This window comes from Mesorhizobium sp. M6A.T.Ce.TU.002.03.1.1, assembly GCF_003997275.1.
Lineage (GTDB): Bacteria > Pseudomonadota > Alphaproteobacteria > Rhizobiales > Rhizobiaceae > Mesorhizobium > Mesorhizobium mediterraneum.
Genome location: NZ_RZTI01000011.1, coordinates 46,128 through 60,145, shown reverse-complemented (window position 1 = coordinate 60,145; position 14,018 = coordinate 46,128). Strand labels below are relative to the sequence as shown.

10 protein-coding genes and 1 tRNA gene are annotated in these 14,018 nt (G+C 62.8%); 4 read left to right on the top strand and 7 right to left on the bottom strand.

Annotation, left to right across the window (positions count from 1 at the left end; genetic code table 11):
* Positions 1-870 precede the first annotated feature (870 nt).
* A tRNA-Pro gene (locus EOC93_RS05780) sits at positions 871-947 on the bottom strand.
* A 204-nt stretch (positions 948-1,151) separates the two neighbouring features.
* Between EOC93_RS05780 and EOC93_RS05775 the strand changes: the two genes are divergently transcribed.
* On the top strand, positions 1,152-2,672 hold the full coding sequence (locus tag EOC93_RS05775) for a phosphomannomutase/phosphoglucomutase (RefSeq protein WP_127204096.1): 1,521 nt from the start codon (positions 1,152-1,154) through the stop codon (positions 2,670-2,672).
* 109 nt (positions 2,673-2,781) lie between these two features.
* Here EOC93_RS05775 and EOC93_RS05770 read toward each other — a convergent pair whose 3' ends face one another.
* On the bottom strand, positions 2,782-3,660 hold the full coding sequence (locus EOC93_RS05770; protein WP_127204095.1) for an NmrA/HSCARG family protein: 879 nt from the start codon (positions 3,658-3,660) through the stop codon (positions 2,782-2,784).
* A gap of 97 nt (positions 3,661-3,757) precedes the next feature.
* Here EOC93_RS05770 and EOC93_RS05765 point away from each other — a divergent pair, with 97 nt between their 5' ends.
* On the top strand, positions 3,758-4,669 hold the full coding sequence (locus EOC93_RS05765) for a LysR family transcriptional regulator (protein ID WP_095486510.1): 912 nt from the start codon (positions 3,758-3,760) through the stop codon (positions 4,667-4,669).
* 9 nt (positions 4,670-4,678) lie between these two features.
* On the opposite strand, the gene betB is transcribed toward EOC93_RS05765, so the two are convergent.
* From betB to betI, 4 genes are read right to left on the bottom strand one after another with little or no spacing between them, the layout of a single operon-like run.
* The gene (betB, locus tag EOC93_RS05760) at positions 4,679-6,142 is read right to left on the bottom strand and encodes a betaine-aldehyde dehydrogenase (protein WP_095486511.1); all 1,464 of its coding nucleotides are present in this window, start codon (positions 6,140-6,142) and stop codon (positions 4,679-4,681) included.
* Between the two features lie 50 nt (positions 6,143-6,192).
* The gene (gene betA, locus EOC93_RS05755) at positions 6,193-7,845 is read right to left on the bottom strand and encodes a choline dehydrogenase (RefSeq protein WP_127204094.1); all 1,653 of its coding nucleotides are present in this window, start codon (positions 7,843-7,845) and stop codon (positions 6,193-6,195) included.
* Positions 7,846-7,890: 45 nt separating this feature from the next.
* On the bottom strand, positions 7,891-9,420 hold the full coding sequence (gene betC, locus EOC93_RS05750) for a choline-sulfatase (protein ID WP_127204093.1): 1,530 nt from the start codon (positions 9,418-9,420) through the stop codon (positions 7,891-7,893).
* Entirely contained in the window at positions 9,417-10,007 is a 591-nt protein-coding gene (gene betI / locus EOC93_RS05745; protein ID WP_095486514.1) for a transcriptional regulator BetI, read from the bottom strand. The genes betC and betI overlap by 4 nt, the downstream gene beginning before the upstream one ends.
* Positions 10,008-10,232: 225 nt before the next feature.
* On the opposite strand from betI, the gene EOC93_RS05740 reads away from it, so the two are divergent.
* Together EOC93_RS05740 and EOC93_RS05735 are read left to right on the top strand one after the other, a co-directional pair.
* Positions 10,233-11,399, top strand: a complete 1,167-nt coding sequence (locus tag EOC93_RS05740; protein WP_126102943.1) for an acetyl-CoA acetyltransferase — start codon at positions 10,233-10,235, stop codon at positions 11,397-11,399.
* A gap of 130 nt (positions 11,400-11,529) precedes the next feature.
* The gene (locus tag EOC93_RS05735; protein ID WP_095486515.1) at positions 11,530-12,534 is read left to right on the top strand and encodes an asparaginase; all 1,005 of its coding nucleotides are present in this window, start codon (positions 11,530-11,532) and stop codon (positions 12,532-12,534) included.
* Positions 12,535-12,543: 9 nt separating this feature from the next.
* On the opposite strand, the gene EOC93_RS05730 is transcribed toward EOC93_RS05735, so the two are convergent.
* Positions 12,544-13,920 carry a TIGR03808 family TAT-translocated repetitive protein gene (locus EOC93_RS05730; protein WP_095486623.1) on the bottom strand — a complete coding sequence of 459 codons (1,377 nt, stop codon included), beginning with the start codon at positions 13,918-13,920 and terminating at the stop codon, positions 12,544-12,546.
* Positions 13,921-14,018: the final 98 nt, after the last annotated feature.

The window sequence follows — 14,018 nt, the reverse complement described above, 5'->3', positions numbered from 1 at the left end:
GCTCGATGCGGCCGATAATTTTCATCATGAAAACGCTGACGCCGATGCCTGAGTTCAAACGCAGCGTTCATGGCATGCCGCAAGAAAAGCGCACGCTTCTTCGCTGTGCGGTCGATGAACGAATGCGGGAAGAGGAATGCTGACGCTGACGCGTCCGGCCTGACCACTTGCCGCACTACGGGCTACGAGTTCCTGTTCGGGCTCGATCATGTGTTTATCCCCCTATCGATTTATTCCATAGGTGGATAAAGCTGAGGCGGCGCACTATCCGGCGACCGTTGCTCGATCTTGTCCTATTCCATTCGCGGTTCCATCGCCTCAGTTCTAAGGAACGGGGCGACGCGAAACGAGACTGGTCCACTCGATGAGAGGGCGGCGGGACTGAGGACGCAGCGGAAACAACGAAACAATCCGCGCTGTAGTCGCGAGGCGGTCATATCGCCAGTTGCGATATGGAGGCGCAGAGGGGCAGGCCGTAGCTCGAAGTATGGATGTTGTCTTCGGGTCAGTTCGAGACGTCGGACCCACCGGATTGAATTTTTGCATTCTCGCGCGTCTTACCAGAACCGGTCGGACCGCTTCCTGCCCATTGAAGTCATTCGACAGCTGTCGGCGGTTGCGAGCTTTTGGCGCGCAGCAGACTAGTTTGGATGGCGCGGCCTCAGAGAGCACCATCTGCAAAATCGCGAGTGGCTAATGTGGTCTTGGCTTTGGTCGGTGCGGAAACAAGCCGATCCGGGCTGGCGGGTGCAATGGCATAGATAGCGCTTGATAATCATGCGTCTGCCAGCTGCACCGAGGTGCCTAGATGCTGTTTCCGGTTTTCTGTGGGGTAGGCGGTATTCGGGCCGCCTAAGTATTTGTTTTTTCTGGTCGGAGTGGCAGGATTTGAACCTGCGACCCCATCGTCCCGAACGATGTGCGCTACCAGGCTGCGCTACACTCCGTGACCAGACCGCGGGCTTATAGCCGCCGCACTTCGTTCCTGCAAGCGCCAATGGCAGCGCTTCTGTCGCATTTCTTCCGCTTTCGCTTTAACGTCATACAGGTTTCAGTTTCCTGGGGGATAAACACGGCTTAAAGGCTCGTGTTATAGGCATCGGCCACCTGCGTTGAAACCACTCTGATTCCAGCCGCTTGGAGTTGCTGTCTTGCCCCTGAAGATCGTTAGCGAAGCCCGTCCCAACACCTTCGAGTTTGAAACCTCGGCGCTTATCAAGGCGTCCGGCTTTCGTGAGTATGACGCGCGCTGGTGGTTCGGCCATTCGGGCTCTGCGGAGCCGCCGGAGCTCAACCTGATCGGTGTTCAGGCGCTCGGCATGGGGCTCGGCACGTTGATCCGGCGCCTGGGCGCCGGGCCGGATATCGTGACCGGGCATGATTTCCGTTCCTATTCGCTGGCAATCAAGCTGGCGCTGGTTTCCGGGCTGATGGCCGCCGGCGCGCGGGTCAGGGATATCGGGCTGGCGCTGTCACCGATGGCTTATTTTGCCCAGTTCGCGCTCGACACGCCGTCCGTCGCCATGGTCACCGCCTCGCACAACGAAAACGGCTGGAGCGGCGTCAAGATGGGGGCGGCGCGTCCCCTGACCTTCGGTCCGGAAGAAATGAGCGCATTGAAGACGATCGTGCTTGCCGGCGACTTCGACCTTGTCGGCGGCGGCTCCTATGACTTCGTTGCGGATTTCCGCAAAACCTATCTGGACGACCTGACCACTGGGAAACGCATATCACGAAAGCTCAAGGTGGTCGCCGCCTGCGGTAACGGCACTGCCGGCGCCTTCGCGCCTGAAGCGCTGGAGCGGATCGGCTGCGAGGTGATCCCGCTCGATGTCGAGCTCGACCATACATTTCCGAACTACAATCCCAATCCCGAAGACATGAAGATGCTGCACGCGATCCGCGACAAGGTGCTGGAAACGGGAGCCGACGTCGGGCTCGGCTTCGACGGCGATGGCGACCGCTGCGGCGTGGTCGACAATGAAGGCAACGAGATCTTCGCCGATAAGGTCGGCGTCATGCTCGCGCGCGACATCGCGCGACTGCATCCCGGCTCGACCTTCGTCGTCGACGTTAAGTCGACCGGATTGTTCAACACCGACGCCGCGTTGCGCGCCGATGGCGCCGTCACCGATTATTGGAAGACCGGCCACTCCTACATAAAACGGCGCGTGGCTGAGCTTGGCGCCATCGCTGGTTTCGAGAAATCCGGTCATTTCTTCTTCAATCCGCCGATCGGGCGCGGCTATGACGATGGTCTCATCACAGCCATCGCCATCTGCCAGATGCTGGATCGCAGCCCGGGCAGCAGCATGGCCGATCTCTATCGCGCCCTGCCGCTGACCTTCGGCACGCCGACCATGTCGCCACACTGCGCCGACGAACTGAAATACGGTGTGGTCGAGCGGGTCGTTTCCGATTTCCAGGCCATGAAGCAGGACGGCACTGTCTTCGCCGGCCAGAAGATCGCCGAGCTGATCACAGTCAATGGCGTGCGCGTCGTTGCCGAGGACGGCACCTGGGGCCTGGTGCGGGCGTCATCGAACAAGCCGGAGCTTGTCGTGGTGGTGGAGAGCCCGGTGTCGTCGGAGCGGCGCCGGCAGATGTTCGAAGGCGTCGATGCAGTGCTGCGCCGCAGCCCGGAAGTCGGCGCTTATAATCAGACCTTCTAGGTAGCGCCTCATCGCATCCAGGGTGAGAGGACCATGCAAGGGAAGCGGTCCAGCTTGTCGCTGATCCGCTTCCGCCGGGCATCATCGCAAACGGGGAACTCAGTCGGGCTTAAGATGCCTGCTCAAGAGCGTTCCAGTCGAACTTCCGCGCCCAGTCAGCAAAACTGTGCCAGCGGACCTCCGGGAAATCTCGGTGCAAAGCCGCGATATCGACGTCGTAGCCGACGCGGTCGAACCACTCGAACATCAGCGCTACGTCCTCGCTTTGCTGGCGGGCCACCGCGATCGGAATTTCCTGATAGTTGATCGGGCGGCCGATGGCCTGCGAAAGGATCTTGGCCTGGTCTTCGCCGGACAACTCGTCTCCGGCGAAATCGAAACGCTTGCCGAACACGCGCTCGCGCCGCTCGACCAGGGTGGCAACAAAGGCGCCGATGTCCGCCAGGGCGACCAGCTGGAGAGGGCGTTTGGCGGGCACTGCGAAAGCATGCGTGCCTTGGCTGAGCGCGCCGATCGACCACGGCGCGACGAAATTCTCCATGAAGGCGACCGGGGCACTGATCGTATAGGGAATGCCGAGCCGTTCGACATGCTGCTCGACGAGATATTTGCTTTCGAAATGCGGGATGCCGGTTTTCTTGTTGGCATCGGCAACGGACGAATAGATCAGATGTCCGACGCCTGCAGCCTTGGCTGCATCGGCGGCTAGAATCCCCTGGCGGGTCTCCTCTTCCATCCCGGCCTCGTAGCTGTTGCCCATCAAGAACATGGTGTCGACGTCTTTTGCAGCCTTCATAACGGAGGCCGTATCGCCGAGATCGCCGGTCACGATCTCGGCGCCTGCCGACGCCAATTGCCGCGCGGCATCGCTGTCCGGCCTGCGCGTCAATGCCTTGACGCGATGTCCGCTCGACAGCAAGGCACGCGCAACTGCGCCGCCTTGCTGGCCTGTGGCGCCGGTGACTAGAATGCTTCGTTTAGTGGTCATGTGGTTGCTCCTTTTTTGCGGTGGAGCAAAATTAAGGTTTGTCACATTGATGCACAATTGCATATAATTGGAAAACTTTGTCCCATATGCGGATACAATGATCGATCTCAATGATATCGTGGTGTTCGCTCGCGTCGTCGAAGCTGGCAGTTTCACCGCTGCCGCGCGGCTGCTTGCCATGCCCAAGACGACGGTCAGTCGACGCGTTGCCGCGCTCGAGCGTGAGGTAGGGGTCCGCCTGCTGCAGCGCACGACGCGCAGCCTCAATGTGACGGATGCCGGGCGTCTGTATTACGAGCAGAGCAGTCAGGCGCTGCGGACGATCGAGGAAGCAAATCTGCGCCTTGCGGAAGCGAAGGCGGAACCATCGGGCACGATTCGCATTTCGGCGCCCGTTGGCTTCGGGGGCCATTTCCTCACAGCTGCCGTGGTCGACTTTCTGGCAATGTATCCGAAGACCAAAGTCGAACTGCGCCTGACCGACGACAAGCTCAACCTGGTTGAGGACGGCATAGATCTCGCCTTCCGAACCGGCATCCTACAGGATTCGACGCTGATTGCCCGCAAACTCGGCTCCACGCACAGGCTGCTCTGCGCCAGCCCGGACTATCTCGCAAGGCACGGGATGCCGAAACGCCTGGCGGATCTCGCGCACCACCAGTGCGTCATCGCAGGGCCTTCGACCTCGGGCACCCATTGGGTGCTGGATGGGCCACACGGTCAGGAAACGGTCACGGTGGCCGGGCGCTTCGCCGCCAATGAAATGCAGGCGGTCGTTGCGGCCACGCTCGCAGGCTTCGGCATCGCGCAATTGCCGCACAGCATCGCCGAACCCCTCATCAATGGGGGACGGCTGAGCCGCGTTCTCCGGGACTACACGACGCCGGCCGGCGGGCTGCATGTGCTATATCCGAGCAGCCGGCATCTTTCGCCCCTCGTCAAGGCATTCATCGAGCTTGCGGCCGACCGGATTTCCAGTCTGGCAAATACTGTGGCTGACCAGCAGTAGCCGCGAGCCTCAATACGGGCTCGCCACATCCCCGGTCTCGACATAGACCGACTTCAGCTGCGAATAGAGCGCCAGCGCGGCAAGCGAATTCTCGCGTCCGATACCGGACTGCTTGAAGCCGCCGAACGGAATTTCGACCGGCGTCAGATTGTAGGCGTTGATCCAGCAGGTCCCGGCCTGCAGCTCGGCGATAACGCGGTGGGCGCGCGGCAGGTCGCGCGTGAACACACCCGCGGCAAGGCCGAACTCGGTATCGTTGGCCCGGTCGATCACCTCGTCCTCGCCGTCGAATTTGAGCACGCTCATCACCGGCCCGAAAATCTCCTCGCGCGCGATGCGCATGGTGTCGGTGACGCCGGTGAAGACCGTCGGCTCGACGAAGAAGCCGCCCTGGAAGCCCTGTAGCGAAGGTACGTTGCCGCCGCAAGCAAGCATGGCGCCATCCTGCTTGCCGGCCTCGATATAGCCGATAACCTTCTCGTGCTGGGCCTTGGAGACAAGCGGCCCCATCTGCGTTTCCGGGTCGAGCGGATCGCCGATGCGGATCTTCTTCGTCCGCTCGACCAGCCGTTCGACGAAACGGTCGTGGATGCCCTTCTGCACGAAGACCCGCGTGCCGTTGGAGCAGATCTGGCCGGTCGAATAGAAATTGCCAAGCATGGCGCCGCCAATGGCGTTTTCGAGATCGGCATCGTCGAAGACGATCAGCGGCGACTTGCCGCCAAGCTCCATGGTGGCATGCTTCATCTTCGAACCGGCGAGCGACAGCACCTTGCGGCCGGTCGGTACCGAGCCGGTTACCGAGACCTTGGCGACGACATCGTGGCCGACGAGGCCGGCGCCGACATCGCCATAGCCTTGCACGACGTTGAACAGCCCGTCGGGCAGACCGGCCTCGGTATAGATTTCGGCGAGCGCCAGCGCCGATAATGGCGTGTTCTCAGACGGCTTGAACACCATGGCGTTGCCCATGGCGAGTGCGGGTGCCGATTTCCAACCGGCGATCTGGATCGGATAGTTCCAGGCGCCGATGCCGACACAGACGCCCAGCGCTTCGCGCCTCGTATAGGCAAAGGGTCCGCCGAGATCGAAGGCCTCGCCATTATAGGCAGCGACCGCGCCACCGAAATATTCGAGGCAGTCGGCTGCCGACGGCGCATCCGCCACCAGCGTCTCCTGGATCGCCTTGCCGGTATCAAGCGTCTCGATGCGCGCCAGGTCGGCGTTGCGCGCGCGCAAGATGTCGGCGGCGCGGCGCAGGATGCGTCCGCGCTCGACCGGCTTCAACCGCGACCAGGCCGGTTGGGCTGCACGCGCCGCTTCGATCGCGAGTTCCAGCACGTTCGGCGTCGCCGAACGCAGCATCGCGATGGTTTCGCCGGTTGCCGGATAGATGACCGGCAGTGGCGCACCCTGCTCGTCGTCGATGTAGCGTCCGTTGACATAGTGCGATGCCGTTGGCTGGGCGCGCATAGCTGTTCTCCAATCGTCTTCGCAGAGCGGACAGTCCGCCGGATCATGGCCTATCTGTCTGACACCTGCCAGCGCGGATTGATCCATGGTTCCTGGTTGGACGGCGCCAGCGGCGTGCGGCCAAGAATGTGGTCGGCGGCCTTTTCGCCGGTCATGATCGACGGCGCGTTGAGATTGCCGTTGGTGACGCGCGGGAAGATCGAGGAATCGGCGACCCGCAGCCCTTCGACGCCGATGACACGGCATTCCGGATCGACGACGCTCATCGGATCATCGGCGCGACCTATCCTGCAGGTGCCGCAAGGGTGGTAGGCGCTCTCGGCGTGCTCGCGGATGAAGGCGTCGAGATCGTCGTCCGACTGCACATGCGGGCCCGGCGAGAGCTCCTCGCCGCGATAGAGATCGAATGCCGGCTGGCCGAAGATATCGCGCGTCAGCCGGACGCAGTGGCGGAACTCGGTCCAGTCGTCCGGATGTGACATGTAGTTGAAGCGGATCACCGGCTTCGATCTGGGATCGGGCGAACGCAGCGTGACAGAACCGCGCGACTTCGATCGCATCGGCCCGACATGCGCCTGGAAACCGTGCGCCTTCGCCGCTGCCTTGCCGTCATAGCGAACCGCCGCCGGGATGAAATGATACTGGATGTCGGGATAGTCGACACCGGCGCGCGAGCGCACGAAGGCGGCCGCCTCGAAATGGTTGGTTGCGCCAAGACCCGACTTAAAGAACAGCCATTGCGCGCCGATTAGCGCCTTCGAGAACGGGTTCAGCACCGAATTCAACGTGATCGGCTGCGTCGATTCCTGCTGGATATAGAGTTCCATATGGTCCTGCAGATTGCGGCCGACGCCGGGCCGGTCGGCGACCACCGGAATGCCGTATTCCCTGAGATGTTCGGCCGGACCGATGCCGGACAGCATAAGGATCTTGGGCGAATTGATCGAGGAGGCGGCAACGATCACTTCACGTCGCGCCTTGATCACCTGGATCCGTTTGCGCGTTTCGATCTCGACACCGGTGGCGCGTTGATTCTCGATGATCACCCGCCGGGCGAAACCCTTGATAAGGCTAACATTTTTTCGCCTCAGCGCCGGCCTGAGATAGGCGCTCGCCGCCGACCAGCGGCGGCCGCCGCGAATGGTCTGTTCCATTGGCCCAAAGCCTTCCTGCTTCGCGCCGTTATAGTCGTCGGTCAGCTCGAAGCCGGCCTGACGGCCTGCCTCGACGAAGGCGCCGTAGAGTGGGTTCGTCCTTGAGCCGCGCTGCACCGACAGCGGGCCGCCGTGGCCGCGCCAGCCATTCTCGCCGCCGTTGCTGTCCTCCATGCGCTTGAAGTAGGGGAGCACGTCGGCAAACCCCCAGCCAGCCGCGCCCTGTTCGGCCCAATGGTCGAAATCGCGGGCGTGGCCGCGTACATAGACCATGCCATTGATCGAGGACGAGCCGCCGATGACCTTGCCGCGCGGCGTCGCCAGCACGCGGCCGCCGAGATGCGGCTCCGGCTCGCTGGCAAAGCCCCAGTCGTAGAGGCTCATGTTGAGTGGGATCGACAGCGCCGACGGCATCTGGATCAGCGGCCCGACATCGCTGCCGCCGAACTCGATGACGATCACCGAATGCTTGCCATCCTCCGACAGGCGGTAGGCCATGGCCGAGCCGGCCGAGCCGGAGCCGATGATGACGAAATCCGCCTCAAGCATGGTTCATATGCGCCATGAAATCAGCGAGCGAGGGAACAAGTGCCATCATTCGCCTCGCGGAAAGCGCTTCTGCTCTTCGAGCAGGTCAAGGTTCATGTGGTTGCGCATGTAGCGTTCCGAAGCTTTCTGCAGCGGCTGGAATTCCCAGGGGTAGTGAGTGCCGTTGCGCAGCGCCGGGTAGACCACCCAGCGGCGCGCCTGGCTGGTGCGCACGGCGGCGTCGAAGGCCGCCATGTCCCAGCGCGCCCGGACCTTTTCGGTGAAACCAGCAACCAAAGCGGCATGTGCCGGGTCGGCGGCGAGATTGGTCAGCTCGAGCGGATCCGATTCAAGATCAAACAGTTGCGGCGGATCGATCTCGCAATGGATGAATTTGTAGCGGCCCTCGCGGATCGCCACCATCGGCGCGTTGGAGCCTTCGGCAGCATACTCCATCAGCACCGGCGCAGTGCGTTCCTTACCGTCGAGCAGCGGCAGCAGCGACTGGCCGTCGGTCCATGGCGCAATCGCGCTCATGTCGATGCCGGCGAGGTCGCAAAGCGTCGGCGTGACATCGAGATTGGAGACTGGGGTCTCGATCAGCTTGGCGTGTATGCCCTTGCCGGCGATCATCAGCGGCACCCGCGCCGAGCCTTCGAAAAAGCACATCTTGAACCACAGGCCGCGCTCGCCGAGCATGTCGCCGTGATCCGAGCAGAACAGGATGATCGTATCGTCGAGCATTCGCGTGCGTTGCAGCACCGACAGCAATTCGCCGACCTTGTCGTCGAGATAGGAGATGTTGGCGAAATAGCCGCGCCGCGCACGGCGGATCTGCTCCGGCGTGATCTTGAAGCTGTCATAGTCGCTGGCCCGGTAGAGCCGCTGCGAATGCGGATCCTGCCTGTCGTAGGGAATGAAGCCCACCTCGGGCTCAAGCGCCGGGCAGTCCTCGTAGAGATCCCAATAGCGCCGCCGGGCGACATAGGGGTCGTGCGGATGGGTGAAGGAAACCGTCAGGCACCACGGCCGGCGCGAAGCGTCGTCGGAGACGCGAGCGAAATCATAGAGCTTCTGCACCGCGTGGAAAGCGACCTCGTCGTCATATTCCATCTGGTTGGTGATCTCGGCGACACCGGCACCGGCCACCGAGCCGAGATTGTGATACCACCAGTCGATCCGTTCACCGGGCTTGCGATAGTCCGGCGTCCAGCCGAAATCGGCCGGATAGATGTCGGTGGTCAGCCGCTCCTCGAAGCCGTGCAACTGGTCCGGCCCGACGAAATGCATCTTGCCGGACAGGCAAGTATGGTAGCCGGCGGCGCGCAGATGATGCGCATAGGTCGGGATCGACGAGACGAATTCGGCAGCGTTGTCATAGACCTCGGTGCGTGACGGCAACTGGCCGCTCATGAACGCTGCCCGGCCCGGTGCGCAGAGCGGCGAGGCGGTGTAGTTATTCTTGAAGCGCGTCGCGTGCGCCGCCAGTAGCTTCAGATGCGGCGCGTGCAGGAAGTCCGCTGGCCCATCCGGGAACAATGTGCCGTTGAGCTGATCGACCATGACGATCAGAAAATTGGGTCGCTTGGACGTCACTGCGCGCTCCGCCGGCTTAGTTTCGTTTCGAGATAATCCTCGATCAGTGCGATCGCAGTCGCGGCATTGGGCACGCCGTCCTTCAGCGCGCGCCTGATATACAGCCCGTCGATCAGCGCAGCGGTCGCCTCGGCGACACGGTCGGCTTCGCTTCTCGGCAGGATGCCGGTCAGCCCGCTCAACAGATTGGAATGCAGGCGCCTCGCATAGACCTTAAGCAGGCGGCGAAGTGCTGCCGATTTCTGCGCCTCGACATAGAAGGCGAGCCAGGCCGCAATCGTCTCCGGCTGGAACTGGGCGTCGGAGAAATTGACGGCGACCACCGCCGAGACGCGCTCGCGTGCCGTGCTGGCCGATCGAAGCGCGCGCCGCATGTCGGCGGTCAGCTCGGCCAGGATATGCCGCATCGTTGCCAGCAAAAGTTCGTCCTTGGCGCCGAAATAGTGATGGGCAAGCGCCGAGGACACGCCGGCGCGCCCGGCGATTTCCGACATCGTCACATCAAGCGAGCCGCGCTCGCCGATCGCTGAGATCGTCGCGTCGATGAGCGCCCTGCGGCGCAACGGCTCCATTCCGACTTTCGGCATTCTTGCTCCGGCCCTGTTGCGACAAGATTATTTTTTATTGACGGATCAATCAACAAAAATCCAGCCTGATTTTGTGGCAAAGGTCAGGCGCTATGACCAGATATCAAGATCAAGCGATTGTGTGGTTCTGGCCCCTTCACGAAGTCGGCGGAACGGTTCATGCTTGAACAATGCTGAGGCGCGCCGTGACATCGCGTAGCCCGGGCCTGCAGGATGGAGATTGCCATGACAGCATGCATCGTCGGCTGGGCGCATTCGCGCTTCGGCAAGCTCGAAGGCGAGACGCTGGAGAGTCTGATCACCAAGGTCGCAACCGAAGCGCTCGATCATGCCGGCATCGGTCCGGACGAGGTCGACGAGATCGTGCTTGGCCACTTCAATGCCGGCTTTTCCGCGCAGGATTTCACCGCAAGCCTGGTCCTGCAGGCCGACGACCGGCTGCGCTTCAAGCCGGCAACCCGCGTCGAGAACGCTTGCGCGACTGGTTCGGCGGCGGTCAGGCAAGGCATCCGCGCCATCGACGCCAATGCGGCCCGTATCGTGCTCGTGGTCGGCGCCGAGCAGATGACGACAACGCCCGGCCCAGAGATCGGCAGGAACCTTCTCAGGGCCTCGTATCTGCCCGAGGAGGGCGACACGCCGGCAGGATTCGCCGGCGTTTTCGGCAAGATCGCGCAAGCCTATTTCCAGCGCTATGGCGACCAGTCGGACGCGCTGGCGATGATCGCCGCCAAGAACCACAAGAACGGCGTCGACAATCCCTATGCGCAGATGCGCAAGGATTTCGGCTATGAGTTCTGCCGGCACGAGAGCGAGAAGAACCCATTCGTTGCCGGTCCCCTGAAGCGTACCGACTGTTCGCTGGTCTCGGACGGCGCCGCAGCCCTTGTCCTTGCCGACACGGCGACGGCGTTGAAGATGCGCCGCGCGGTCGCCTTCCGTGCCAACGAGCATGTGCAGGATTTCCTGCCAATGTCGAAGCGCGACATCCTTGCCTTCGAAGGCTGCGAGCATGCCTGGAACCAGGCGCTGAAGAAGGCGGGCGTGACGCTCGACGATCTGTCCTTCGTCGAGACGCATGACTGCTTCACCATCGCCGAGCTGATCGAATATGAGGCGATGGGCCTGGCGAAACCGGGTGAGGGCGCGAAACTGGCGCTGGATGGCGAGACGGCGAAGGACGGCCGGCTGCCGGTCAATCCGTCCGGCGGGCTGAAGGCCAAGGGTCATCCAATCGGCGCTACCGGCGTGTCGATGCACGTGCTGAGCGCCATGCAGCTCGTCGGCGAAGCCGGCGGCATCCAGGTGCCGGGCGCCAAGCTCGGCGGCATCTTCAACATGGGCGGCGCCGCAGTCGCCAACTACGTTTCCATTCTCGACCGGATCAGATAAAAGCGGCCCGCATTACAGCGCCCCGCGCCCCGTTAGGGCGCGCAAAGGACGCTGTAACACTTTGATTTTACGCGTGATCCTTTTCGAAAATCGATTCCGATTTTCGAGGTCATGCGTTAGCGGGGAAATCATGACAAATCCGGTTCTGGTCGAAGTTTTGCGCGGCGCTGTGGTCGAGAGCGCGCATCGTGGCGCCGTTGCGGTTTTCGATGCTGACGGCAACTCGGTCTGGGAAATCGGCGATACGGCCCGCCCGGTATTTCCGCGCTCAGCGGTCAAGGCTATCCAGGCGCTGCCGCTGGTCGAAAGCGGCGCCGCCGACGCGTTTGGCTTCGGCGACCGCGAACTGGCGCTTGCCTGCGCCTCGCATTCCGGCGAGCCGGCGCATGTCGAACTGGCGCGGGCGATGCTGGCGAAAGCCGGACTGGACGAGGCGGCGCTGGAATGCGGCGCGCATTGGCCGTCCAGCCATGATGCGACGGTTGCGCTGGCCAGCGCCGGCACCTTGCCAAACGCGCTGCACAACAATTGCTCAGGCAAGCATGCGGGCTTCCTCTGCACCTGCGTTCACGCCGGTATCGCCCATCGCGGCTATGTCAAATCAGGCCATGCCTCGCAGGAGATGGTGCGCGATGCGATGCAAGCGGTGACCGGGGCCGCCCATGACATCGATCATTGCGGCACCGACGGCTGCTCGATCCCGACCTATGCCGTGCCGCTACGCAGCTTCGCGCTCGGCTTTGCCCGCATGGCGACCGGCGTCGGCTTTGAACCCGTGCGCGCCAAGGCGGCAAAGCGGCTGCTTTGCGCCTGCATGGCCGAGCCCTTTCTGGTCGCCGGCACGGGCAGGGCTGATGTTGCGCTGATGGAGGCCGCACCCGGCCGGATTTTTGTGAAGGGAGGGGCCGAAGGCGTCTATTGCGCGGCTTTGCCCGAGCTTGGCCTTGGCGTGGCGTTGAAATGCGATGATGGCGCTGGCCGCGCGGCGGAAGTCATGGTCGCGGCATGCATGGCTAGGCTTTTGCACGCCGACAGGGCGCTGGCGGCGAAGCTGATCGAGCAGGCAAATCCACCCATCCAAAGCCGGGTTGGCGCCAAGGTTGGCGCTGTCAGGCCCACCGCCGCATTGAGCTGAGAACGGCATTCAGCTCACCTGATTGCGCTCGATGGTCAGATGCGCATAGCCGGCATTGCCTGATGAGGCGAGGTCGCCGGTCACCGGCTCGGCCCAGCGGTGGCCGACGATCGCGCCGTTTTGGGCGCCGTCGATGACATTGTCGGAGATGACCGCCGTTCCGGCGCCCTCGACCACGGTGACGGCGATGCCGGTTCCGGCCTTGCGGATGACGTTTGCGGTAGCGACCACATTGCGCATGAACGGCCCCCAGCCGATGTGCATGCCGTAGAGCGGCGCATTCTCGACGACGTTGCCGGAGACGGTGGTATCGGCCTCGACGTTGATACCGATGCCGAAACCGGGCGGATCGGCAGGATAGGGGCCGCTGGTCGAGAGATTGCGCACGATGTTTCCTGAACATACGCCCATACGGCCGCCTTCGTTGAAATTGACGATCGAGATGCCGTTGGCGGCGCCGTCGACGATGTTGTTGCTGAGGATCGCCCCCTCGAACGAGAATTCGGAATACACGGCGGTCTCGCCCGACCGCGAGCAGGTGTTGCCGGTGATGTGCAGATTGCTGGCGCTGTTGGCGCGGATCGCCGAAAACGCGCAGTCCGAGACGATATTGCCCGAGATGATGACGTTGCCGGCGCGGAACGCATTGATGCCGTTGCCGTTCTGGCCGGTTCCGCCGCTACGCGCCTGAATACGCTCGACGCGGTTGCCGCTGACGATCGTGCCGTCCTCGGCCGCTTGCCAGCGGTGCACGAGGATGCCGCCATTGGCGCAGTCGGACACAGTGTTGCCTGATATCGCCAAGCCGGTGGCTTCGACCGAATAGATGCCGGCGTCGGCAGCGCCTGATATTTCCGAGCGCTCGATGCGGCCCGAAGCGTGCTCGATCGCCAGGCCGTTCTTGCCGCTGCCTGATATCTGGCAATTGTCGATGACGAGGTGAGCGACGCGGCGCAGGTCGAGCAGTCCTTGCGCGTAGTCGCCCATCCAGCGGTTGGTGCCGTCGAACACCAGCCCGGTGAATTCGATGTGCTCGGCCTGTTCCGCCATGAGCAGATGGCCGTTGCCGCCATAGACGATCCGCGATGCACCCGGCACCCCGGAAAGTCTGATACGGCTAGGCAGCGAAAGGTTGGATAGGACATAGGTTCCCGGCGGCAGGAACACCGGCATGTCGCGATCGCTTGCGTCGCGCAGCAGCCTGGTGAAGGCCTTGCTCTGGTCGTCAAGTGCGCCGGGCCGCACGCCGAGGTCGGCAGCGTTGATCGAGCCGCGCATCGAGGCATTGTCGACGGCGGGCAGGCTGGCCGCCGCTGCCTTGCCGAGCGAGAGGCCCATGACGGCAAAGCCGGCGGTCTGCGTAAGCAATTTTCGTCTGTTCAACATCGGCACAGTTTCCCAGCGTTCGGCCATCGCACCGCAGGAATCGTGCCAGGCCGGATCGGCCCCGGCCCGGTTTGCGGCAATGGCTTGTGAAGTCGCCG

Excerpts from the sequence above, each read along its gene's own strand:
- EOC93_RS05770 (WP_127204095.1), bottom strand. The coding sequence starts at position 3,660 with ATGACCACTAAACGAAGCATTCTAGTCACCGGCGCCACAGGCCAGCAA.
- EOC93_RS05765 (WP_095486510.1), top strand. The coding sequence starts at position 3,758 with ATGATCGATCTCAATGATATCGTGGTGTTCGCTCGCGTCGTCGAAGCT.
- betB (WP_095486511.1), bottom strand. The coding sequence starts at position 6,142 with ATGCGCGCCCAGCCAACGGCATCGCACTATGTCAACGGACGCTACATC.
- betA (WP_127204094.1), bottom strand. The coding sequence starts at position 7,845 with ATGCTTGAGGCGGATTTCGTCATCATCGGCTCCGGCTCGGCCGGCTCG.
- betI (WP_095486514.1), bottom strand. The coding sequence starts at position 10,007 with ATGCCGAAAGTCGGAATGGAGCCGTTGCGCCGCAGGGCGCTCATCGAC.
- EOC93_RS05740 (WP_126102943.1), top strand. The coding sequence starts at position 10,233 with ATGACAGCATGCATCGTCGGCTGGGCGCATTCGCGCTTCGGCAAGCTC.
- EOC93_RS05735 (WP_095486515.1), top strand. The coding sequence starts at position 11,530 with ATGACAAATCCGGTTCTGGTCGAAGTTTTGCGCGGCGCTGTGGTCGAG.
- EOC93_RS05730 (WP_095486623.1), bottom strand. The coding sequence starts at position 13,920 with ATGTTGAACAGACGAAAATTGCTTACGCAGACCGCCGGCTTTGCCGTC.